Below are 20,956 nucleotides of genomic sequence, written 5' to 3'. Positions count from 1 at the left end.
GACCGCTCAGCGTAGGCGAGTGCCGGCGGCCACCTCGTAGACGATCTCCGGGCCGTCCTCCTCGTCGATCTGCTCCCCGACCGCCCGGAAGCCCTCGGCGAGCACCAGGTCGCGGGAGGCGACGTTCGCCGGCGCGACCGCCGCGCGCACGGTCGTGACCGCCGGCTCGTCGGCCGCCCAGGCCAGGAGCGCCCGCAGCGCCGCTCGCGCGTACCCCCGCCGCCGGTGCTCCGGATCGATCGAGTAACCGACCTCCACCGTGCCCGAGGCGTCCGGCGGTCCGTGGAAGCCGGCCCGGCCGACGGTCAGCTGCCGGTCGGGGTCGCGCACCACGCGGGTGATCCAGCGTGCGCTGGCCGGATCGGTGCCCACCTGCTCGGCCCGGATGCCCCAGACCCAGCGGCACTCGGGGCCGGCGAGGTACGGGCTCAGCGGCACCGGCGCCGCTGCCTCGGCGGCGGCGAGGTCGCCGTCGGCGAGGGCGCGCAGCGCGGCCGGGCTCAGCTCGACCAGCTCCACCCGCACGTCCACGAGCGGAAGGCTAGCGGCCGGCAAGGGGCTCAGGCCGCGTCGACCCGGTCCGCCCAGCCGGGGCCGTGCGGCACGAGCAGCGCCGTGCGGACGTCGTCCTCACGGCGGTCCAGCCGCACCTCGAGGTGCTCGTCGGCCAGCTGCTCGACGAGCCCCTGCCCCCACTCGACCACGGTCAACGACGAGGCGACGGTGACATCGAGGTCGAGGTCGTCGACGTCGGCGTGCCCGCCCAGGCGGTACGCGTCGACGTGCACCAGGGGGATGCGGCCGTCGCGGTGCACGCGGGCGATGACGAACGTCGGCGAGGTGACCGGCTCCCGGACGCCCAGCCCGGCACCGATGCCCTGGGTGAGGGCGGTCTTGCCCGCACCCAGTGGCCCGACGAGCACCAGCAGGTCGCCGGGGCGGGCCAGCCCGGCCAGCGCCTCGCCCAGGGCGTGGGTGTCGGCGAGGGTGGGCAGCTCGTGCGCGCGCTTCACGCGGTGCCCTCCAGCGACCCGGCGACGGCCGTGAGGTCGGCCAGCAGCCCGGCGCGGGGAGCCCCCTTCGGGCCGAACCGGATGGCGGCCGACGGGTGGTAGGTGGCCCAGACCGCCCGGCCGTCGACGTCGTGCGGCCGGCCGCGGACGCCGGCCAGCACGGTGCGCGGGCCGAGGAACCACTTGGCCGAGGACAGGCCGAGCGCGACGACGACCGGCGCGTCGAGCAGCTCCAGCTGCCGCCGGAGCCAGCCGCCGCAGCGCTGCACCTCGACCGACCGCGGCGTCCGGTTCGCCGGGGGGCGGCACTTGACCACGTTGAGCACGGCGGCGTCGGCCCGGGCCAGCCCCGCCTCGGTCAGCAACTGGTCCAGCAGCGCCCCGGACCGGCCGACGAAAGGCCGGCCGGTCTCGTCCTCGGTGGCACCGGGCGCCTCGCCGACCAGCACGAAGCGCGGGCGGCCGGTGGGCGGGACGTCGCCCACCACGACGTGCTGCCGGGTCGCGGCCAGCTCGGGGCAGGCCGTGCAGGGCCGTGCCGCCGCAGCGAGCGACGCCCAGTCGCGGGCGGCCGCCGCGGTGCGCGCCACCTCGGCGGCGCCGGCGTCGAACCGGGGCGGACGGGGAGCGGCCACCCGCGCACCCTAACCGCGGGGCGCGGAGCGCTCCTCAGCTGGTCGCGCCCGCCGTGCGGCCGGCGGCCACGCGCCGCAGCAGGGCGGTGAGCGCGCGGCTCACCTCGTCGGGCTCCTCGAGCGTGACCATGTGCCCGGCCCCCGGGACGACCACGTAGTCGACGGCGTTCTCCCCCGTCTGCGCCAGCCGCTCCACGATGAGCTCGCTGTGCTCCATGGGGATCATGCGGTCCCGGTCCCCGGTCAGCACGAGCGTGGGCACCCGGCGCAGCGGCTCCAGCCGGCCGGTCTCGTCGAGACCGGCCAGCGCCGGGTAGAACTCCGCGATCACGTCGACGGGGGTGCCGGCGATCATGGCATCGACGTAGCGGACCAGTGCGGGGTCGACGTCCGCCGAGCCGAACGACAGCGCCTTCGTCGCCGCGGACACCAGCTCGGCGGCCACCCGGCGGCTGCGCTCGGCGAAGGCGGGCCGGTGCCGCATCGTCCAGGCGGCGACCGGCAGCACCGTAGCGCGGAGGCGGGTGAGCATCTCGGGCAGGCCGAAGCTGAGCTCGGCCAGGCCGCCGCTGGAGGTGGCGATCAGCGCCACGCCCCGCACCCGGCTGCCGAACAGCTCCGGCCGGGTCGCGGCCAGGCCCATGACGGTCATCCCGCCCATGGAGTGCCCGACGAGGACGATCGGCCCCCGCGGGACGCGGGCGTCCAGGACCGAGGCGAGGTCGGCGGCCAGCTGCTCGATCGTGGAGTGCTCCGCCGCCCCCCGGCCGGAGGAGCCGTGGCCGCGCTGGTCGTAGAAGACCAGGCGCGCCCGGGGACGGTGCCCGTTCCCGGTGGCCAGCTCCGCGGCGAGCGTGCGCCGCTGGAACGCCCACGACGCCATCGACAGGGTGTAGCCGTGCACGAAGACGACGGTGAGCGGTGCGTCCCGCGGCCCGATCTCCTCCACGTTCAGCGGGACGCCGTCTCCGGTCTGCACCAGCGCGGTGCGGTCGGCCGGCCGGGCCTCGACGCCCAGCGGGTCGACCCGGCGGAGCTGCCCCTCGGTCAGCTCGCGCGGCAGCTCCGCGGCCGGCCCGAGCTCGGCGGCGCGCACGCGGCGCGCGGCGATCCGGCTGACGGCCACGCCGGCGGCGGTGCCGGCCGCGGCGAGCCCGACGACGGCGCCGAGCAGGCCGGCGGTGCGCCCCCGGGGACGCCGGCCCGCGGGCGGGCGGGTGCGCGCCATCAGACCGCCCCCGCCGAGCCGACGTACCGGCGGGCGAAGCGGCCCCCGATCCGGGTGACGAGCTCGTAGTGGATCGTGTCGACGGCGTCCGCCCACTGCTGGGCCGTCGGCTCGCCCCGGTCCCCGGGGCCCCAGAGCACGACCTCGTCGCCTGGCGCGACGGCGTCGTCCCCGACGTCGAGGACGAACTGGTCCATGCACACCCGCCCGGCGATAGTCCGCTGCCGCCCGGCCGCGAGCACCGGAGCCCGGTTCCCCCCGGCCCGGGGTACCCCGTCGGCGTAGCCCGCCGGCACGAGCGCCAGGGTCGTCTCCGCCGCGGTGGCGTAGGTGTGCCCGTAGGAGACGCCGGCCCCTGCGGCCACCCGCTTGGTCAGCGCGACCCGGGCCCGCACCGTCATCGCCGGCCGGAGGCCGTGGTCGGCGGCGTCCCCGCCGAGCGGGTCCAGCCCGTAGACGGCGATGCCCGGGCGCACCATGTCGAACCACGTCCCCGGCAGCGCCACCGTGGCCGCGGAGTTCGCCAGGTGGCAGCGGGCATCGGTCAGCCCGGCCGCGCGCGCGACGGCGACCGCCTCCTCGAACACCCGCACCTGGGCCGCGATCGTGGGGTGCGTGGGGGCGTCGGCGTAGGCGAGGTGGCTCCAGACGGCGACCACGACGACGTCGCCGTCAGCCTGGGCCCGCGCCGCGGCCTCCACCAGCCCGGGCCACTCGCTCATGGGTGCGCCCTCGCGGGAGAGCCCCGTGTCGACGAACAGGTGCAGCCGGGCGGAGCGGCCCGTCGCCCGGGCGGCGGCCACCACCTCCGAGAGGCCCCACGCGGCGTTGACCGACACCTCGACGTCGGCGGCCAGCGCCGCCGCGAAGTCGGCGCCCGGCCCGTGCAGCCAGGCGAGCACCGGCGCGGTGATCCCGGCGGCCCGCAGCACCAGCGCCTCGTCCAGGACGGCGACTCCGAGCTGGTCGGCCCCGCCGGCCAGCGTCGCCCGCGCCGCGGGGACCAGCCCGTGCCCGTAGCCGTCGGCCTTCACCACCGCCATGAGGGGGCGGCGCACGCGCTCGCGCAGCACCGCGGTGTTCGCCGCGATCGCGTCGAGGTCGACGACCACCTCGGCCCCGGTCCCGTTCGTCACGGCCCCGAGTCTGGCAGGCCGCCGGACCGGGCACCGCGCACCCGGTCGACGGCCGCGGGCAGGTGCCGCACGAGGTCGCCGGCGATCAGCGGGCCCTGCGCGGCGGCGAGCTGGCCGGCCCGCCCGTGCACGTGGGCGGCGACGGCGGCCGCCTCCGCGACCGGCAGGCCGCCGGCCAGCAGCGCACCGGTGATGCCGGACAGCACGTCGCCGGTGCCGGCCGTGGCCAGCCACGGGGTGCCGGTGGCGTTGACGAAGGCGGTGCCGTCCGGGTCGGCGACCACGGTGGCCTCGCCCTTGAGCAGGACGACGGCGCCCAGGTCGGCCGCCAGCCGGCGCGTGGCCCCGATCCGGTCGTCGCCGGGCTCGGTGCCGAAGCGGGCGAACTCCCGGTCGTGCGGCGTCAGCACGGTGGGCGCCGCCCGGCCCCGCACCAGCTCCGGCTCGCGGGCGAGCATCGTCAGCGCGTCGGCGTCCACCAGCACCGGCAGGTCGGTGCCGAGCACCTCGGCCAGGACGCTGCGCGCGTCGTCGTCGGTGCCCGTGCCGGGACCGACCACCCAGGCCTGCACCCGGCCGGCGTCGGCCGGACGGCCGGCGGTCACGAGCGCCTCCGGCCAGGCGGCCCGCACGCCGTCGGCGGCGGTGCCGGCGTAGCGGACGAGGCCGGGCCGGGTGCGCAGGGCGGCTCCGGTGCAGAGCACACCGGCGCCCGGGTAGGTGGCCGAGCCGGCGACCACGCCGACCACGCCCTGCGAGTACTTGTCGTCGTCGGCGTCCGGGAGCGGCAGCCGCACCGCCGCGTCGGCGTCGGTGAGCCGGAACGCGGAGGGCCGCGGGAGGTGCGGGCCGAGCCCGATGTCGACCAGATGCACCTCGCCCGCGCAGCCACGTCCCGCGCCCACGACCAGCCCCGGCTTGACCGCACCGAAGGTCACGGTGTGCGTGGCCGGGAACGCCGCGCCGTCGACGGCGCCGGTGTCGGCGTCGACCCCGCTCGGCACGTCGACGGCGACCATCAGCGCGGGTCCCGCGGCCGCCCGCTCGACCAGTGCCGCGGCCGCCGGCCGCAGCCCGCCGGACCCGCCGATGCCGACGATCCCGTCGAGGACGAGGTCGGCACGGTCGAGCACGGGCCCGGCGGCCCCGGGCGCCAGGCTGCGCCCGCCGGCGGCGCGCAGCGCGGACAGGCCGGCGGCGTGCGCCCGCCCGGGATCGAGCAGCACGGCGGTGACCCGGGCACCCCGCGCGGCCAGCCGGGCGCCGGCGAACAGCGCGTCGCCACCGTTGTCGCCCGATCCGACCAGCAGGGCGACGCGGGCACCGTAGGAGCGGCCCAGCAGCCGCAGGCAGACGGTGGCCAGCCCGGCGGCCGCGCGCTGCATGAGCGCACCGTCGGGCAGGGACGCCAGCAGCGGGGCCTCGGCCGCCCGGACCTCCGCGGCGGTGTGCAGCCCGATCACGTCTCCTCCTCGCTGGCGCTCGTCGGATCCGCGATCGGGCGCCATGCTCTGCTCCTGCATGACCTCGCACGCTCGGTCATGTGGTCTCCCGGCCCAGCCCCTCGGCGACCACGACCGCCGACGCGATGCCGCCGTCGTGGCTGAGCGAGACGTGCCAGGCGGTGACGCCGAGCTGCGCCGCCCGGCCGGCCACCGAGCCGCGGACCACGAGGTGCGGGCGGCCGTGCTCGCCGACGGTCACCTCGGCGTCGTGCCAGCGCAGGTCGCCGGGGGCGCCGAGGGCCTTGGCGAGCGCCTCCTTGGCGGCGAATCGGGCGGCCAGCGACTCACCGGTGCGCGGAGACCCCGACGGGGTCCGCTGCTCGTCCGCGGTGAACAGCCGGTCCCGCAACCCCGGTGTCCGGGTGAGCGACTCGGCGAAACGCTCCACCGGCACGACGTCGATCCCGACTCCGATGATCACCGGTCCAGTCTGCCGCCCCGCCGTCGTCCTGGCTCACCGCACGGGGTCCTGGCTCACCGTCGACCGTGAGCCAGGACCCCTGATGACCAGGTCACCTGATCATCGACGGGACTACTCGACGGTGACGCTCTTGGCCAGGTTCCGCGGCTGGTCGACGTCGTAGCCACGGGTGTCGGCGATCTCGCAGGCCAGCACCTGGAGCGGCACCGTCGTGACCACCGGGGCCATGAGCGTGGGCGTGCGCGGCACCCGGATCAGGTGGTCGGCGTAGGGCACCACGTCGTCGTCGCCCTCCTCGGCGATGACGATCGTGCGTGCCCCGCGCGCCCGGACCTCCTGGATGTTCGAGACGACCTTGCCGTGCACCGAGTTCCGGCTGCGCGGCGACGGCACGATGACGATGACCGGGGTGCCCTGGTCGATGACGGCGATCGGCCCGTGCTTCAGCTCACCCGCGGCGAAGCCCTCGGCGTGGATGTAGGCCAGCTCCTTGAGCTTCAGCGCGCCCTCGAGCGCCACCGGGAAGCCGACGTGGCGCCCCAGGAAGAGGATCGTGCCCGCGTCGGCCAGGGAGCGACCCAGCGCGCGCACCTCCTCCATGCCGGTGAGCACCTCGGTCACGGCCTCGGGCAGCCGGCGCAGGTCGTCGACGATCGCGGCGACCTCGTCCTCGTACTTCACCCCGCGCACCTGCGCCAGGAACAGCCCCACCAGGTAGCAGGCGACGATCTGGGCGAGGAACGCCTTGGTCGAGGCGACGGCGATCTCGGGGCCGGCGTGGGTGTAGAGGACGGCGTCGGACTCCCGCGGGATGGTCGAGCCGTTGGCGTTGCAGATGGCCAGCACGCGGGCCTTCTGGTCCTTGGCGTGCCGCAGCGCCATCAACGTGTCCATCGTCTCGCCGGACTGGCTGATGACGACGACGAGGGTGGATCGGTCGAGGACCGGGTCGCGGTAGCGGAACTCGCTGGCCACCTCCACCTCGACGGGGATGCGGGTCCAGTGCTCGATGGCGTACTTCGCGATCAGGCCGGCGTGGTAGCTGGTGCCGCAGGAGACGACGAAGATCTTGTCGATGTCGCGCAGCTCCTGGTCCGACAGGCGCACCTCGTCGAGCACCAGCTCGCCGTTCTCGGCCAGGCGGCCCAGCAGGGTGTCGGCGATCGCCTGCGGCTGCTCGGCGATCTCCTTGAGCATGAACCAGTCGTAGCCGCCCTTCTCGGCGGCGGCGGCGTCCCAGTCGACCGTGTAGGCCGTCGGCTCGGCCGGCGTCCCGTCGAAGCCGGTGACCGAGAGGCCGCGGGTGCGGTCGATCTCCACGACCTGGTCCTGGCCGAGCTCGCGGGCCTCGCGGGTGTGGCCGATGAACGCGGCGACGTCGGACCCGAGGAAGTACTCGCCCTCCCCGACGCCGACCACCAGCGGGCTGCTGCGCCGGGCGGCGACCAGGGTGTCGGGCTCGGCGACGTGCGTGGCGACGAGGGTGAAGGCGCCCTCAAGCCGCTGGCAGACCGCGCGCATGGCCTCGGCCAGCCGCCCGGGGCCCGCCGGGGTGCTCTCGTAGACCGCGGCCAGCAGGTGGGCGACCACCTCGGTGTCGGTCTCGGAGGTGAACTCGATCCCGGCCGTCTCGCACTCGGCGCGCAACGCCGCGAAGTTCTCGATGATCCCGTTGTGGATGACCGCGACGGAGCCGTCGGCGGACACGTGCGGGTGGGCGTTGCGGTCGGTCGGGCCGCCGTGGGTGGCCCAGCGGGTGTGCCCGATGCCGATGGTGGCCGCCGGGAGCGGCTGGTCGGCCAGCACCTTCTCCAGGTTGGCCAGCTTGCCGGCCTTCTTCGCCGAGCTCAGCTCACCGGCGGCGACGACGGCGATGCCGGCCGAGTCGTACCCGCGGTACTCGAGCCGGCGCAGCCCCTCGAGGACGACGCCGGTAGCGTCCTGGGGGCCGACGTATCCCACGATGCCGCACATTGGACCGAGGGTACCGGGGCCGGTCGTGCAGCCGTGCTCACCCGCGGACGGGGACGCTCCGACGGGTGAGGTGGGCGAGCCGGGTCAGCGGACCGCCGCGACGACGGCCGCGAGACGCTGGGCGACCTCGTCGGCCTGCTCCTGCGTGGGGGCCTCCACCATCACCCGGACCAGCTGCTCGGTACCCGACGGCCGCAGCAGCACGCGGCCGGAGTCGCCGAGCTCCGACTCGACGGCGTTGACGGCGGCGGCGACCTCGTCGCTCGCGGCCACGGCCAGCCGGTCGTGGACGGGGACGTTGACCAGCACCTGCGGCAGCCGCTGCACCACGGAGGTCAGCTCCGCCAGCGAGGCGCCGGTCGCGGCCATCCGGGACAGCAGGGCGAGGCCGGTGAGCAGCCCGTCGCCGGTGGTGGCGTGCTCCAGGAAGACCAGGTGCCCGCTCTGCTCCCCGCCGAGGCTCAGGTCGGAGGCGCGCAGCGCCTCCAGCACGTAGCGGTCACCGACGGCGGTGGTGCTCACCGAGATGCCGGCGTCGCGCATCGCGTGGTGGAAGCCGAGGTTGCTCATGACCGTCGCGACGACGGTGTCGGACTTCAGAGCCCCGCGCTCGTGCAGGGCCAGCGCGCACACCGCGAGGATGGCGTCGCCGTCGACGACCTCGCCCGCGGCGGTGACGGCCAGGCAGCGGTCGGCGTCCCCGTCGTGGGCGACGCCGATGTCGGCGCCGCGCTCGCGGACCGCCTCGATCAGCGGACCCAGGTGCGTCGACCCGACCCCGTCGTTGATGTTCCAGCCGTCGGGGTCGCAGCCGATCGCGTGCACGGTGGCCCCGGCGCGGCGGTAGACCTCGGGCGCGGCGGTGGCGGCGGCGCCGTGCGCTGCGTCGACGACGACGGAGAGCCCGGTCAGCGGGCGGTCCACGGTCGACAGCAGGTGATCGACGTAGGCGTCGCCACCGTCGGCGAGCGCGCGGGCGCGGCCGATCTGGCCACCGGTGGGGCGGTGCCCGTCAGAGGAGCCGGAGGTCACCGCCAGCTCGATCGCGGCCTCGACGGCGTCGGGCAGCTTGTGCCCGCCCCGGCTGAACAGCTTGATGCCGTTGTCCGGCATCGGGTTGTGGCTGGCGGAGATCATGACGCCGAGGTCGGCGTCGCTGCGGCCGGTGAGCCAGGCCAGCGCCGGCGTGGGGACCACCCCGGCGAGGAGCACCTCGGCTCCGGCGCTCGTGAGACCCGCGACGACCGCGGCCTCGAGCATCTCCCCGCTGGCGCGGGGGTCACGGCCGACGACCGCGACGGGACGCGAGGTCCCGTCGCGGTCGGCGAGCACGCTTGCGGCGGCACGGGCCACCGAGAGGGCCAGCTCCGGCGTGAGGTCGGAGTTGGCCCGACCGCGGACGCCGTCGGTCCCGAAGAGTCTCCCCCCCATAACCGGTGCAGCCGTGCCGGTCAGCGCTTGGAGTACTGAGGCGCCTTGCGGGCCTTCTTGAGCCCGTACTTCTTGCGCTCCTTGACCCGCGGGTCACGGGTCAGGAAGCCGGCCTTCTTGAGGGCCGGGCGGTCCTCGGCCTCGATCTCGATGAGGGCGCGGGCGATGGCCAGGCGCAGCGCGCCGGCCTGACCCGTGACGCCGCCGCCCTTGAGCAGGCCCACGACGTCGTACTGCTCGCCCTTCTCCAGGGTCACGAACGGCTCACGGATGAGCTGCTGGTGCACCTTGTTGGGGAAGTACTCCTCGAGGGTGCGGCCGTTCAGCTTGAACTGGCCGGTGCCGGGGAGCAGCCGGACGCGGACGACCGCTTCCTTGCGCCGCCCGACGGTCTGGACCGGACGCCCCTCGGCGTCGGTCACGGTCAGAGCGCTGGTCACTGGGCCACCTGCTTGATCTCGTAGGTCTGGGGCTGCTGCGCGGCGTGCGGGTGCTCCGGGCCGGCGTAGACCTTGAGCTTCTTGAGCATCTGCCGACCGAGGCTGTTGTGCGGCAGCATGCCCTTGATCGCGCGCTCGACGACGCGGTCGGGGTGCGTGCGAAGCTGGTCGCCGACGTTGATGGTCTTCAGGCCGCCCGGGTGGCCGGAGTGGCGGTAGGCGACCTTGTCGTCCCGCTTCGACCCGGTGAGGGCGACCTTGCCGGCGTTGACGATGACGACGAAGTCGCCGACGTCCACGTGCGGGGCGTACTGGGGCTTGTGCTTGCCGCGCAGGAGCTGCGCGGTCTGGCTGGCCAGTCGACCGAGCACCACATCGGTGGCGTCGATGACGAGCCAGGCCCGGTCGACCTGACCGGGCTTGGGGGTGTACGTGCGCACGGCGCTCGTGTCCTCCGTCGTCGTCGGGATGGCTGGTGGGATCGCCTCACCGAGCACGGGAGACAGGAACGACGCGCGGGCACCAGCCGGCTTGCGCGCGCCAGCCGGTCACGATACCAGGGAGCCACCGAGCGACGCCCTCCGCTCAGGGGACCGGCCCACCGTCCGCTTCCGCGCCCCGGTCCGCTCCTCGCTCGTTCCTCGCTGCGATGCTCCCGGAGCTGTCAGCGGACCTCGCGCAGCCGACCGGTCTCGACGTCGTACACCGTGCCCCGCACCTCGTGCGAGAGCAGGTACGGGGAGTCGCGCAGCAGCCGCATCGACTCGCGCACGTCGGCGTCCACGTCGGTGAAGGTGCGCGCCGCCCACGGCGGGCGCCGGCCGGTCGCCTTCTCGACCAGGTCGGCGAAGTCGACGTCGTTGCTCTTCTGCAGGCCGCAGTCGGTGTGGTGCACCAGCACGGTCTCGCGGGTGCCGAGCAGGTGCTGGGAGATGGTCAGCGAGCGGATGGTGTCCTCGGTGATGACGCCGCCGGCGTTGCGGATGACGTGCGCGTCGCCGACCGCGAGACCCAGCAGGCCGAACAGCGGCATGCGGGAGTCCATGCAGGCCACGACGGCGACCTTCCGCGCCGGCGCGACCGGCTTGCTGCCGGGGAACTGCTCCGCCCACTGCTCGTTCGCCTCGAGCATCCGGTCGATCTCGGCCACGCGGCACCCTCCGTCTCCTGGTCGTGCCGGGGACAGTAACGGGCGGCCGCCGAGGTGCGCCCGGGGGGAATCGGCCAGGATGGGCCGGTGCGCACGGTCGAGGAACACCAGGCGGTGGTGGACGCCCTGCTGCCGGCCTCCCCCCGGGAGACGGTGCCGCTGGCGGCGGCCCACGGCCGGGTGCTGGCCGGCGACGTCGTCGCCGCCGTGGCGCTGCCGGGGTTCGACAACTCCGCGATGGACGGCTACGCCGCCCGGTGGGCCGAGGTCGGCGGCGCGGGCCTGCCCGTACGGCTGCCGGTGGCCGAGGACATCCCGGCCGGGCGCACCGACGTCGTGCCGCTGGCGCCGGGCACCGTGCACCGCATCATGACCGGCGCCCCGCTGCCCCCGGGTGCCGACGTCGTCGTCCCGGTGGAGCTCACCGACGGCGGCACCGACGTCGTCGAGCTGCGGGACTGCCCGCCCGCCGGCAGCCACCTGCGCCGCGCCGGCGAGGACATCGCGGCCGGCACCGTCGCCCTCTCCCCCGGTGCGCCGCTCGGCGCCGCGCAGCTCGGGCTGGCCGCCGCGGTGGGCGTCACCGAGCTGCCCGTCCGGCGGCGTCCCCGCGTGCTGGTGCTCTCCACGGGCAGCGAGCTGGTCGCGCCCGGCGAGGAGCTCGCCCCCGGGCAGATCTACGAGTCCAACTCCACCCTGTTGGTCGCCGCGGTCGAGGAGGCGGGCGGATCCGCCCGGCGGCTCCACTTCGTCCCCGACGACGTCGACCAGTTCCTGGCCACGGTGCGCGCCGAGCTGGCGACGGCAGACCTGCTGGTCACCAGCGGCGGGGTGAGCGCCGGCGCCTACGAGGTCGTCAAGGACGCCTTCCGCACGCTGGGCACCGTCGAGTTCGTCAAGGTCGCCATGCAGCCCGGCGGGCCGCAGGGGGCCGGCACGGTCGACGGCGTGCCGGTGGTGACCCTCCCCGGCAACCCGGTGAGCGCCTTCGTCTCCTTCGAGGTCTTCGTCCGCCCGGCGCTGCGTCGCGCCCTCGGGCACACCGCGCCCGACCGGCTGCGGGTGCCCGCCCGGCTGGCCGGCCCGCTGCGCTCCCCCGCCGGGCGCCGCCAGTTCCTGCGCGGTCGCTACGACGGCGGGGTGGTATCCCAGGTCGGCGGCCCCGGGTCGCACCTGGTGGCGCACCTGGCCCGCGCCAACTGCCTGGTGGTCGTCCCCGAGGACGTCACCGAACTGCCCGCCGACGCCGAGGTCGACGTCGTGCTGATCGAAGGAGCCCTCCAGTGAGTCCACGGCGGGTGATCAGCGCAGCGAGCGCGGGGACGGACAGGGGAACGCAGTGACCGACGAAGGAGGCAGACGATGACCGGACCGCGGCTCACCCACGTCGACGAGCACGGTGCCGCGCGCATGGTCGACGTCAGCGCCAAGGCGGTCACCGCGCGGGAGGCCACCGCCGCCGGCCGCGTGCTGGTCAGCCCGGAGGTCGTCGCCCTGCTCCGCGGGACGGGGGTGCCGAAGGGCGACGCCGTCGCGGTCGCCCGGATCGCGGGCATCGCCGGGGCGAAGCGGACCCCCGACCTCGTCCCGCTGTGCCACCCCATCGCGCTGCACGGGGTCACCGTCGAGCTCGAGGTGACCGACGACGCCGTCGAGATCACCGCCACCGCCCGCACCGCCGACCGCACCGGCGTGGAGATGGAGGCGCTGACCTCGGTCACCGTGGCCGGGCTGACCATGATCGACATGGTGAAGGCGGTCGATCCGCGGGCGTCCATCACCGACGTCCGGCTGCTGCGCAAGAGCGGCGGCAAGAGCGGGGAGTGGACCCGGTGAGCGAGCTCCCCGCGAGCGCTCGGGCGCTGGTGCTCACCGCCTCGAACCGCGCCTACGCCGGCGTCTACGAGGACCGCAGCGGCCAGGCGGTCGCCGCCGGGCTGCGCGAGCTGGGCTTCGCCGTCGAGGGGCCGCACGTGCGCCCCGACGACGTGGACGAGCTGGAGGCGGTCCTCCGGGCGGCGGTCGACCTCGGCGTCGACGTCGTGGTCACCACCGGCGGCACCGGCCTCTCCCCCACCGACGTCACCCCGGAGGCCACCCGCCGGGTGCTCGAGCGGGAGGCCCCGGGCCTGGCCGAGGCGGTCCGGCGCTACGGGGCCGGCAACGGGGTGCCGACGGCGGTGCTCTCCCGCGGCGTGGCCGGCACCGCGGCCCGCACGCTGATCGTGAACCTGCCCGGGTCCACCGGCGGCGTGAAGGACGGCCTCGCCGTCCTCGGGCCGCTGCTCCCCCACGTGGTGAGCCAGCTCCGCGGCGGCGATCACTGAGCACATTGCGGTCCTCCGGACCGCACCGCGGCCAGGTGCCGTTCCCCAGGCGCGCTGAGCGGATCCTGACCTCCGTCGCGGAGGCCTCCGGCCGCCGCTCCTGCGGTCACCTCGCGGGGCGGCTCACCTCCCGAGGTTCCCGTGCCCGTGTCAGTCGAGTTGGATGCGTTCCTGGTGGGTGTAGACGTTGCAGCCGTCGCCGCGGAGGAAGCCCACGAGCGTGATGCCTACCTCGCGGGCCAGCTCCACGGCCAGGGACGACGGCGCCGACACCGCGGCCAGCACCGGGATGCCGGCCATCGCCGCCTTCTGGGTCAGCTCGAAGCTCGCCCGGCCGCTCACCATCAGCACGTGCCCGGCCAGGGGCAGCCGGCCGGCGCGGACGCCGTCGCCGATCACCTTGTCCACGGCGTTGTGCCGGCCGACGTCCTCGCGCACCGCTCCCAGCTCCCCGCCGGCCGTGAACAGCCCCGCCGCGTGCAGCCCACCGGTCTTGTCGAAGACCTGCTGGGCGGCCCGCAGGCGGTCCGGCAGCGCGAGGAGCACCTCCAGCGGCAGGCGCACCGGGTCGGCGGCGACGTCGTAGGCGGTCTTGGTGCGGATCGCGTCGATGCTGGCCTTGCCGCACACCCCGCAGGAGCTGGACGTGTAGAAGTTCCGCTCCAGCCCGGTGTCGGGTACCGGCACGCCGGGGGCGAGGTCGACGTCGACGACGTTGTAGGTGTTGCGCCCGTCGGCGTCCACGGAGTCGCAGTAGCGCAGGCCGGCCACGTCGTCGGCCCCGCGGATCGCGCCCTCGGTGGCGAGGAAGCCGTGCACCAGGTCGAAGTCGTCGCCGGGCGTCCGCATGGTCACCGCCAGCGGCGTGCCGTTCAGCCGGATCTCCAGGGGCTCCTCCGCGGCGACGGCGTCGGGCCGGGTGGTGCGGTGCTGACCTCGGATGCGCAGCACCGGGGTGCGGCTGGTGACTCGTCCCACGACCTGGACGGTACCCACGCCCGGCGGCCTACGGTGCTGCCATGGAGGAGCTCCCGCCGTACGCGGCCGTGGTGCTGGCCGGCGGCCGGGCCCAGCGGCTGGGCGGGCAGGCCAAGCCGCAGCTGCGCGTGGGCGACCGGACGATGCTCGCCGCCGTCCTGGACGCCGTGGCCGACGCCGGGCGAAGGGTCGTGGTCGGCCCTCCCCAGCCGGTCCCGCAGGACGTCGTCCTGACCCGCGAGGACCCACCGGGCGGTGGACCCGTCGCGGCGCTGCGGGCCGGGCTGGCGGCCGTGGACGCCGAGGTCGTGGCGGTGCTCGCCGGCGACCTCCCGTTCGTGAGCCGCGCGCTGGTCGTCGAGCTGCGCCGGCGCCTGCACCGGGACGGGGTCCTCGTCGTCGACGACACCGGCCGGGACCAGCTCCTGCTGGGCGTGTGGCGCACGGCGGCGCTGCGCACGGCGGTGGGCGACCCGGAGGGCCCACGGGCGCTGCACCGCGCCGTGGCCGACCTCGCGGTGGAGCGGCACCACCCGTCCCCGCCGCCGGGCGAGGTGCCGCCGTGGCTGGACTGCGACACCCCCGAGGAGCTGGCCCGGGCCCGGGAGGTAGCTCGCCGCGGTCACGGGTAGGGCCTGGGCATGCGCATCGTCCTCGCCGGGGCCCACGGGCAGGTTGCCCGCCGCCTCGGCCGTCTGCTCACCGCCCGCGACGACACCGTCCTCGGCCTCGTCCGCAACCCCGACCACCGGTCCGACCTGGAGGACGACGGCGTCACGCCGGTGGTCCTGGACCTCGAGTCCGCGTCGGTCGAGGAGGTGGCCGAGATCCTCTCCGGCGCCGATGCGGTCGTCTTCGCCGCCGGAGCCGGGCCCGGCAGCGGCGCGGCCCGCAAGGACACCGTCGACCGCGGCGCCGCGGTCCTCCTGGCCGACGCCGCCGAGCGGGCCGGGGTGCGCACCTACCTGCTGGTCTCCTCCATGGGCGCCGACCTGGTGGCCGACGGCGCCCAGCCCGAGGGCGTCGACGACGTGTTCGCCGCCTACCTGCGGGCCAAGCTGGCCGCCGAGCAGGACCTCCTCGCCCGTCCCGCGCTCGCCGTGACCGTCCTGCGGCCGGGCAGCCTCACCGACGATCCCGGCACCGGCCGGGTCACCCTCGACCGGCACGTGGACCGGGGCGACATCCCCCGCGACGACGTCGCCGCGGTGCTGCTCGCCTTCCTGGACTCGCCCCGGGACGGCGCCGTCGTGGAACTGGTGTCCGGCGGGACGCCCGTGCCGGAGGCGGTCAGCGCCGTGCCGTGACCGGCGTCAGGCCCGACGGGCGCGGGTGACCGTCGCGCGGGCGGCCAGCTCGGCGTCGCCCGGGTAGTCCACCGCCACCAGCGTCAGCCCGTGGGCCGGCGCGACCGGCACGTCGTTCGCGCGCTCCGTGCGGGTGAGGAGGCCGGCCGGCCAGTCCAGCGGCCGCCGGCCCTCCCCGACCGCGATCAGCCCACCGACCAGGCTGCGCACCATCGAGTGGCAGAACGCGTCGGCCGAGGCGTCGACCCGCACGGTCTCGGAGCCGTCGTCCTCCCGGCAGCGGGCCACGGTCAGCCGCAGCAGTGTCCGGATCGTCGTCGCCCCCTCGCGGCGCCTGCAGAAGGCGGCGAAGTCGTGCTGGCCCAGCAGGAGGCCGGCGGCGAGGTCCATCGCCGAGGCGTCCAGCCGGCGGGGCCAGGCGACGGTGTCGGCCCGGCGCAGCGGCGAGGGCCCGGCCGGTGCGTCGGTCAGCCGGTACACGTAGTGCCGCGCGAGCGCTCCGAAGCGGGCGTCGAAGTCCGGGTGCGCCTCCGCCACCTGCGCGACGGCGATGTCCGGCGGCAGCACCCCACGCAGCCGGCGGACCAGCTTCTCCCGCTGCGCCTCCCACACGCCGCGGACCACGTCGGCGTGCACCACCTGCCCGGTGGCGTGCACCCCGGCGTCGGTGCGGCCGGCCACGGTGAGGTCCACGTCGGTCCGCAGCACCGTGGCCAGGCCCCGTTCGAGCTCGTCCTGCACGGTTCGCAGGCCCGGTTGCCGGGCCCATCCGTGGAAACCCGTGCCGTCGTACTGGACCGCGAGACGGAGACGGACGAGCCCGCCACCGGGGTCGGTGGCGGGCTCGTCCTGGCGCTGATCCGTGGTCAGCGGCCGGTCACTTCGGGTCGGGCGCGGCGTCGCCGCCCTGGTACTGCTGGCTGGCCGTGGCGGCGTCGCCGAGCTCGGCGGCCTCGATCTCCGCAGCGGCCGCGCTGGCGACCTCGGGCGAGAGGACCGGGTCCTCGACGACCGCGGCGTTCTGCCGCTCGGGCTCCGGCGTCACGTCGCCGTCGTCCTGCCGGTCACCGTCGGGGTTGTAGACGTCGGTGACGATCTCCTGCGCCTCGTCGGTGACGCTCGGGTGGGCGGGGGACGATGCGGTCACGGCCGGGGAGGTGTCCCCGCCGGGACCGGTGGTCTCACCCTCGAACGTGGCACCATGGTCGCCGCCGCCGGCGGACACGCCGGCCGCGCCCGCACCGGCGACGTTCTCGGGGTTGCTCATCGCGCGGCCGTGCCCTCGTCCTCAGCGGCCGGCGCCTCGACGACGGCCTCGTCCGGGGTGTCCGCCGAGTCCGCGCTGTCGGCCGAGTCGGCGCTGTCGACCGAGTCGACGCTGTCGGCCGAGTCCGCGGGATCGGCGGGCTCGACGGCGTCCGTCGGCTCGACGGCGTCCGCCGTGACCTCGCCGGCCGCAGAGGCCGCGCCGGCACCGGAGGCGAACTGGGTCCCACGGGCCCGCTCGGCCTCGCCGACGGCCTGCTGTGCGACGGTCAGGGCCTCGACCAGCTCGATGACCGCCATGGGGGCGTTGTCGCCCTTGCGCGGACCGACCTTGGTGATGCGGGTGTAGCCACCGGGACGGTTCTCGAAGCGAGGACCGATCTCGGCGAACAGCGTGTGGACGACGTCCTTGTCACGGATGGTCGTCATGACCTGACGACGGGCGTGCAGGTCACCGCGCTTGGCGAAGGTCACCAGCTTCTCGGCCAGCGGACGGAGCCGCTTGGCCTTCGCCTCGGTCGTGGTGATCCGCCCGTGCTCGAACAGCGAGGTGGCCAGGTTGGCCAGCATCAGCCGCTCGTGCGCGGGGGACCCGCCGAGACGGGGGCCCTTGGTGGGGGTGGGCATGTCGGTCCTTCCTCAGGCGGCCGGGCGCTCGCTGCCGGCTGCATCCGTGATGCTGCTGTCGTCCGTACTGCGGTGGTGCTGCACTGCTCGTGGCGTCAGTCTGGCGCGCCCCGCGGCAGGGCCGGACGGCGGGTGCTCCCCGCCGTCCGGCCTGCACCGGTCAGAGCTGCTCGGTCTCCTGGTAGGAGCCCTCGTCGTACTGCGCCTGCTCGTAGCCCGGGGCGAACTCGCCCGTGCCCTGGTAGGCGTCGGTCTCGTAGCCCTCGTCGTAGCTCTCGATCGAGGTGGGGATGAACCCGGGCGGGCTGTCCTTGAGCGCGAGGCCCATGGCGGCCAGCTTCATCTTGACCTCGTCGATCGACTTGGCCCCGAAGTTCCGGATGTCGAGCAGGTCGGCCTCGGAGCGGGTCACGAGCTCACCGACGGTGTGCACGCCCTCGCGCTTGAGGCAGTTGTAGGACCGGACGGTGAGGTCCATGTCCTCGATCGGCATCGAGAAGTTCGCGATGTCGGCGGCCTCGGCCGGGCTGGGCCCGACCTCGATGCCCTCGGCGTCGACGTTCAGCTCGCGCAGCAGGCCGAAGAGCTCGACCAGCGTGGAACCGGCGGACGCGATGGCGTCGCGCGGGGCGATCGACGGCTTGCTCTCGACGTCGACCACGAGGCGGTCGAAGTCGGTGCGCTGCTCGACACGGGTCGCCTCGACGGCGTAGGTGACCTTGAGGACCGGCGAGTAGATCGAGTCCACGGGGATGCGGCCGATCTCCTGGCCGGGCTGCTTGTTCTGCGGCGCGGGCACGTAGCCGCGGCCCCGCTCGACGACCAGCTCGATCTCGAGCCGGCCCTTGCCGTTCAGGGTGGCGATGTGCAGCTCGGGGTTGTGCACCTCGACGCCGGCCGGCGGGGCGATGTCGGCCGCCGTGACCTCACCGGGGCCCTGCTTGCGCAGGTACATGGTCACCGGCTCGTCGGAGTCGGAGCTGACCACGAGACCCTTGAGGTTCAGGATGATCTCGGTGACGTCCTCCTTGACGCCCGGCACGGTGGTGAACTCGTGCAGGGTGCCCTCGATGCGGATGCTGGTGACCGCCGCACCGGGGATGGACGACAGCAGCGTGCGCCGCAGGGAGTTGCCGAGGGTGTAGCCGAAACCCGGCTCGAGCGGCTCGATGATGAACCGCGAGCGCTGCTCCGAGATGGTCTCCTCGGTCAGCGTGGGGCGCTGTGCGATGAGCATTGTGTCTCCTTCAGGTCCTCCGGCACCCGCCATATGACGCCGTGAGGGGTGGTGCTGGCTCCGGCGGGCATCTGTCCGCCCGCCGGAGCCGGTGGTGCTGTGGTGCTTACTTCGAGTACAGCTCGACGATCAGCTGCTCCTGGACCGGGGTGTCGATCACCTGGCGGGCCGGGATGCTGTGCACGAGCACGCGCAGCTGGCTGCTGATGACCTCGAGCCACGGCGGCACGGGGCGCTCGCCGGCGCGGGCCTGGGCGATCTCGAACGGCAGCATGGTGCGCGACTTCTCGGCCACCTCGACGATGTCGTTCTCGGTGACCCGGTAGGACGGGATGTCGACCTTGCGGCCGTTCACCCGGATGTGGCCGTGGCGCACCAGCTGGCGCGCCATGTCGCGGGACTCGGCGAAGCCGGCCCGGTAGACCACGTTGTCCAGCCGCGACTCGAGGATCTGCAGCAGGACCTCACCGGTCTTGCCCGTCTTGCGGTTGGCCTCTTCGTAGTAGCCGCGGAACTGCTTCTCCAGCACGCCGTAGATGCGGCGGGCCTTCTGCTTCTCGCGCAGCTGGAGCAGGTACTCGCTGTCCTTGCTGCGGCCCCGGCCGTGCTCGCCCGGCGGGTACGGCCGGATCTCGATCGGGCACTTCGGGGACTCGCACTTGCTGCCCTTGAGGAACAGCTTCATCTTCTCGCGCCGGCACAGGCGGCAGTCGGCTCCGGTGTAACGGGCCACGTCTATCTACCTCTTCGTCTCGTCAGTGACCGGGTCAGACCCGGCGGCGCTTCTTGGGGCGGCAGCCGTTGTGCGGCTGCGGCGTGACGTCCTGGATCTGCCCGACCTCGAGGCCGGTGGCCTGGAGCGAGCGGATGGCGGTCTCGCGGCCGGAGCCGGGACCCTTCACGAAGACGTCCACCTTGCGCATGCCGTGCTCCTGCGCCTTGCGGGCCGCGTTCTCGGCGGCCATCTGCGCGGCGAAGGGGGTGGACTTGCGCGAGCCCTTGAAGCCGACGTGGCCGGCGGAGGCCCAGCTGATCACGTTCCCGTTGGGGTCGGTGATCGAGACGATCGTGTTGTTGAACGTGCTCTTGATGTGCGCAGCACCGTGAGCGACGTTCTTCTTCTCCTTGCGGCGGACCTTCTTGGCACCGGCCGCGGTGCGAGCCCTGGGAGGCATGTGTCTGTCGAGTCCTTCTCTTCGTGGCCTAGAGAGGCAGCACGCGTGCGCGCTGTCGCTCCCCCCTCACGGGATCTGCGACGACGCGCTCTCGCGGCTTACTTCTTGCCGGCCTTCTTCTTGCCGGCGATGGTCTTGCGCGGGCCCTTGCTCGAGCGCGCGTTGGTCTTGGTGCGCTGACCGTGCACCGGAAGTCCGCGGCGGTGCCGCAGGCCCTGGTAGCAACCGATCTCGATCTTCCGGCGGATGTCGCCGGCGACCTCGCGCCGCAGATCACCCTCGACGCGGAAGTGCTCGTCGATGTAGTCGCGCAGCTTCAGCAGGTCCTCGTCACTGAGGTCCTTGGCGCGCAGGTCCGGGCTGACGCCCGTCGCGGCCAAGGTCTCCTTGGCGTGGTGCTTGCCGATGCCATAGATGTAGGTGAGCGCGATCTCCATCCGCTTCTCGCGGGGCAGGTCGACGCCAGCCAGTCGTGCCATGTTCAGGTACTCCCTCAGCCCTGGCGCTGCTTGTGCCGGGCGTTGTCGCAGATGACCATGACCCGGCCGTGCCGGCGGATCACCTTGCACTTGTCGCAGATCTTCTTCACCGACGGCTGGACCTTCACCGGTGCCGCCCCTCATTCCTCGAAATCGATGTGCCGGTACCCCGCACGCTGTGCGGACCGGCGGTCACTTGTAGCGGTAGACGATGCGACCGCGCGTCAGGTCGTAGGGCGAGAGCTCCACGACCACGCGGTCCTCGGGCAGGATGCGGATGTAGTGCTGCCGCATCTTGCCGCTGATGTGGGCGAGCACCCGGTGTCCGTTCTGCAGCTCGACCCGGAACATCGCATTGGGCAGCGGCTCGACGACGCGACCCTCGACCTCGATGGCCCCGTCCTTCTTCGCCATGCCCGACACGCGCTCCTTGACTCGGTGGTACTGGATCCTCGTGCGCCCGCGCCGGTGCCCGGCTGGACGCGCTCGGAGATTGCAGAACATGTGGTGCAGACGCTCTCGCGAGGGCGTCCCGCGTCATGCGGCCACAGCACGACGACAGGACGGCGCGAACGCCATCGGCCACTGTACCTTGACGCCCCACCCGTCACCAACCCGGTCCCGGGT

The 20,956-nt window shown here is 74.5% G+C and carries 27 protein-coding genes; 5 read left to right on the top strand and 22 right to left on the bottom strand.

Translation table 11 applies throughout. From position 1 onward, the window contains the following. Positions 1–6 precede the first annotated feature (6 nt). The 12 genes from O2W17_RS12945 to O2W17_RS12890 all read right to left on the bottom strand — a co-directional run bounded on the left by O2W17_RS12945 (position 7) and on the right by O2W17_RS12890 (position 10,933). The gene (locus O2W17_RS12945; protein ID WP_269192826.1) at positions 7–531 is read right to left on the bottom strand and encodes a GNAT family N-acetyltransferase; all 525 of its coding nucleotides are present in this window, start codon (positions 529–531) and stop codon (positions 7–9) included. A 29-nt stretch (positions 532–560) separates the two neighbouring features. Further along, positions 561–1,013: a tRNA (adenosine(37)-N6)-threonylcarbamoyltransferase complex ATPase subunit type 1 TsaE gene (tsaE, locus tag O2W17_RS12940; RefSeq protein WP_269192825.1), complete on the bottom strand. Its 453-nt coding sequence runs from the start codon at positions 1,011–1,013 to the stop codon at positions 561–563. Further along, positions 1,010–1,648, bottom strand: coding sequence for a uracil-DNA glycosylase (locus tag O2W17_RS12935; protein ID WP_269192824.1), 639 nt, complete (start codon positions 1,646–1,648; stop codon positions 1,010–1,012). Before O2W17_RS12935 ends, tsaE begins: the two co-directional genes overlap by 4 nt. Before the next feature lie 34 nt (positions 1,649–1,682). Further along, entirely contained in the window at positions 1,683–2,876 is a 1,194-nt protein-coding gene (locus O2W17_RS12930) for an alpha/beta fold hydrolase (RefSeq protein WP_269192823.1), read from the bottom strand. Beyond that, on the bottom strand, positions 2,876–4,012 hold the full coding sequence (alr, locus tag O2W17_RS12925; protein ID WP_269192822.1) for an alanine racemase: 1,137 nt from the start codon (positions 4,010–4,012) through the stop codon (positions 2,876–2,878). Before alr ends, O2W17_RS12930 begins: the two co-directional genes overlap by 1 nt. Then, positions 4,009–5,475: an NAD(P)H-hydrate dehydratase gene (locus O2W17_RS12920; RefSeq protein ID WP_269192821.1), complete on the bottom strand. Its 1,467-nt coding sequence runs from the start codon at positions 5,473–5,475 to the stop codon at positions 4,009–4,011. The genes alr and O2W17_RS12920 overlap by 4 nt, the downstream gene beginning before the upstream one ends. A gap of 76 nt (positions 5,476–5,551) precedes the next feature. Continuing rightward, on the bottom strand, positions 5,552–5,938 hold the full coding sequence (locus O2W17_RS12915) for a holo-ACP synthase (RefSeq protein ID WP_269192820.1): 387 nt from the start codon (positions 5,936–5,938) through the stop codon (positions 5,552–5,554). Positions 5,939–6,049: 111 nt separating this feature from the next. Further along, positions 6,050–7,912, bottom strand: coding sequence for a glutamine--fructose-6-phosphate transaminase (isomerizing) (gene glmS, locus O2W17_RS12910; RefSeq protein ID WP_269192819.1), 1,863 nt, complete (start codon positions 7,910–7,912; stop codon positions 6,050–6,052). A gap of 84 nt (positions 7,913–7,996) precedes the next feature. Beyond that, positions 7,997–9,343, bottom strand: a complete 1,347-nt coding sequence (gene glmM / locus O2W17_RS12905) for a phosphoglucosamine mutase (RefSeq protein WP_269192818.1) — start codon at positions 9,341–9,343, stop codon at positions 7,997–7,999. A 20-nt stretch (positions 9,344–9,363) separates the two neighbouring features. Then, positions 9,364–9,783, bottom strand: a complete 420-nt coding sequence (gene rpsI / locus O2W17_RS12900) for a 30S ribosomal protein S9 (protein WP_346620114.1) — start codon at positions 9,781–9,783, stop codon at positions 9,364–9,366. Beyond that, positions 9,780–10,223, bottom strand: coding sequence for a 50S ribosomal protein L13 (rplM, locus tag O2W17_RS12895; RefSeq protein ID WP_269192817.1), 444 nt, complete (start codon positions 10,221–10,223; stop codon positions 9,780–9,782). Before rplM ends, rpsI begins: the two co-directional genes overlap by 4 nt. A gap of 224 nt (positions 10,224–10,447) precedes the next feature. After that, the gene (locus tag O2W17_RS12890) at positions 10,448–10,933 is read right to left on the bottom strand and encodes a beta-class carbonic anhydrase (RefSeq protein WP_269192816.1); all 486 of its coding nucleotides are present in this window, start codon (positions 10,931–10,933) and stop codon (positions 10,448–10,450) included. A gap of 87 nt (positions 10,934–11,020) precedes the next feature. On the opposite strand from O2W17_RS12890, the gene moeA reads away from it, so the two are divergent. The 3 genes from moeA to O2W17_RS12875 all read left to right on the top strand — a co-directional run bounded on the left by moeA (position 11,021) and on the right by O2W17_RS12875 (position 13,260). Next, positions 11,021–12,220, top strand: a complete 1,200-nt coding sequence (gene moeA / locus O2W17_RS12885; protein WP_269192815.1) for a molybdopterin molybdotransferase MoeA — start codon at positions 11,021–11,023, stop codon at positions 12,218–12,220. A gap of 75 nt (positions 12,221–12,295) precedes the next feature. Next, the gene (moaC, locus tag O2W17_RS12880; protein ID WP_269192814.1) at positions 12,296–12,769 is read left to right on the top strand and encodes a cyclic pyranopterin monophosphate synthase MoaC; all 474 of its coding nucleotides are present in this window, start codon (positions 12,296–12,298) and stop codon (positions 12,767–12,769) included. Further along, on the top strand, positions 12,766–13,260 hold the full coding sequence (locus tag O2W17_RS12875) for a MogA/MoaB family molybdenum cofactor biosynthesis protein (RefSeq protein ID WP_269192813.1): 495 nt from the start codon (positions 12,766–12,768) through the stop codon (positions 13,258–13,260). The genes moaC and O2W17_RS12875 overlap by 4 nt, the downstream gene beginning before the upstream one ends. Positions 13,261–13,410: 150 nt before the next feature. Here O2W17_RS12875 and fdhD read toward each other — a convergent pair whose 3' ends face one another. Further along, entirely contained in the window at positions 13,411–14,238 is an 828-nt protein-coding gene (gene fdhD / locus O2W17_RS12870) for a formate dehydrogenase accessory sulfurtransferase FdhD (protein WP_269192812.1), read from the bottom strand. A gap of 41 nt (positions 14,239–14,279) precedes the next feature. On the opposite strand from fdhD, the gene mobA reads away from it, so the two are divergent. Then, positions 14,280–14,870, top strand: coding sequence for a molybdenum cofactor guanylyltransferase (gene mobA, locus O2W17_RS12865; RefSeq protein ID WP_269192811.1), 591 nt, complete (start codon positions 14,280–14,282; stop codon positions 14,868–14,870). A gap of 9 nt (positions 14,871–14,879) precedes the next feature. Next, entirely contained in the window at positions 14,880–15,545 is a 666-nt protein-coding gene (locus tag O2W17_RS12860; protein ID WP_269192810.1) for an NAD(P)H-binding protein, read from the top strand. Between the two features lie 6 nt (positions 15,546–15,551). Here the strand turns inward: O2W17_RS12860 and truA are convergent, their stop codons facing one another. The 9 genes from truA to infA form a co-directional block, all read right to left on the bottom strand. Beyond that, positions 15,552–16,415 carry a tRNA pseudouridine(38-40) synthase TruA gene (gene truA, locus O2W17_RS12855; protein WP_269193297.1) on the bottom strand — a complete coding sequence of 288 codons (864 nt, stop codon included), beginning with the start codon at positions 16,413–16,415 and terminating at the stop codon, positions 15,552–15,554. Between the two features lie 7 nt (positions 16,416–16,422). Then, a complete protein-coding gene (locus O2W17_RS12850) occupies positions 16,423–16,812 on the bottom strand; it encodes a hypothetical protein (protein WP_269192809.1) in 390 nt (129 codons plus the stop codon). After that, positions 16,809–17,438 carry a 50S ribosomal protein L17 gene (rplQ, locus tag O2W17_RS22205; protein WP_331254301.1) on the bottom strand — a complete coding sequence of 210 codons (630 nt, stop codon included), beginning with the start codon at positions 17,436–17,438 and terminating at the stop codon, positions 16,809–16,811. The genes O2W17_RS12850 and rplQ overlap by 4 nt, the downstream gene beginning before the upstream one ends. 160 nt (positions 17,439–17,598) lie before the next feature. Next, complete coding sequence (locus O2W17_RS12840) at positions 17,599–18,675, bottom strand: DNA-directed RNA polymerase subunit alpha (protein WP_269192808.1); 1,077 nt, start codon at positions 18,673–18,675, stop codon at positions 17,599–17,601. Between the two features lie 106 nt (positions 18,676–18,781). Then, on the bottom strand, positions 18,782–19,408 hold the full coding sequence (rpsD, locus tag O2W17_RS12835) for a 30S ribosomal protein S4 (protein ID WP_269192807.1): 627 nt from the start codon (positions 19,406–19,408) through the stop codon (positions 18,782–18,784). A gap of 34 nt (positions 19,409–19,442) precedes the next feature. Next, positions 19,443–19,850: a 30S ribosomal protein S11 gene (gene rpsK, locus O2W17_RS12830; RefSeq protein WP_026857037.1), complete on the bottom strand. Its 408-nt coding sequence runs from the start codon at positions 19,848–19,850 to the stop codon at positions 19,443–19,445. 98 nt (positions 19,851–19,948) lie between these two features. Beyond that, entirely contained in the window at positions 19,949–20,329 is a 381-nt protein-coding gene (rpsM, locus tag O2W17_RS12825) for a 30S ribosomal protein S13 (protein WP_269192806.1), read from the bottom strand. 14 nt (positions 20,330–20,343) lie between these two features. Then, a complete protein-coding gene (gene rpmJ, locus O2W17_RS12820; protein WP_012950458.1) occupies positions 20,344–20,457 on the bottom strand; it encodes a 50S ribosomal protein L36 in 114 nt (37 codons plus the stop codon). Between the two features lie 64 nt (positions 20,458–20,521). After that, positions 20,522–20,743: a translation initiation factor IF-1 gene (gene infA, locus O2W17_RS12815; RefSeq protein WP_012950459.1), complete on the bottom strand. Its 222-nt coding sequence runs from the start codon at positions 20,741–20,743 to the stop codon at positions 20,522–20,524. Between the last annotated feature and the right edge of the window lie 213 nt (positions 20,744–20,956).

Origin of the sequence: Blastococcus sp. VKM Ac-2987, from assembly GCF_026967805.1 — a bacterium.
Lineage (GTDB): Bacteria > Actinomycetota > Actinomycetes > Mycobacteriales > Geodermatophilaceae > Blastococcus.
Note: the sequence above shows the minus strand (reverse complement) of the source record. Positions and strands in the feature narration are given on the sequence as shown.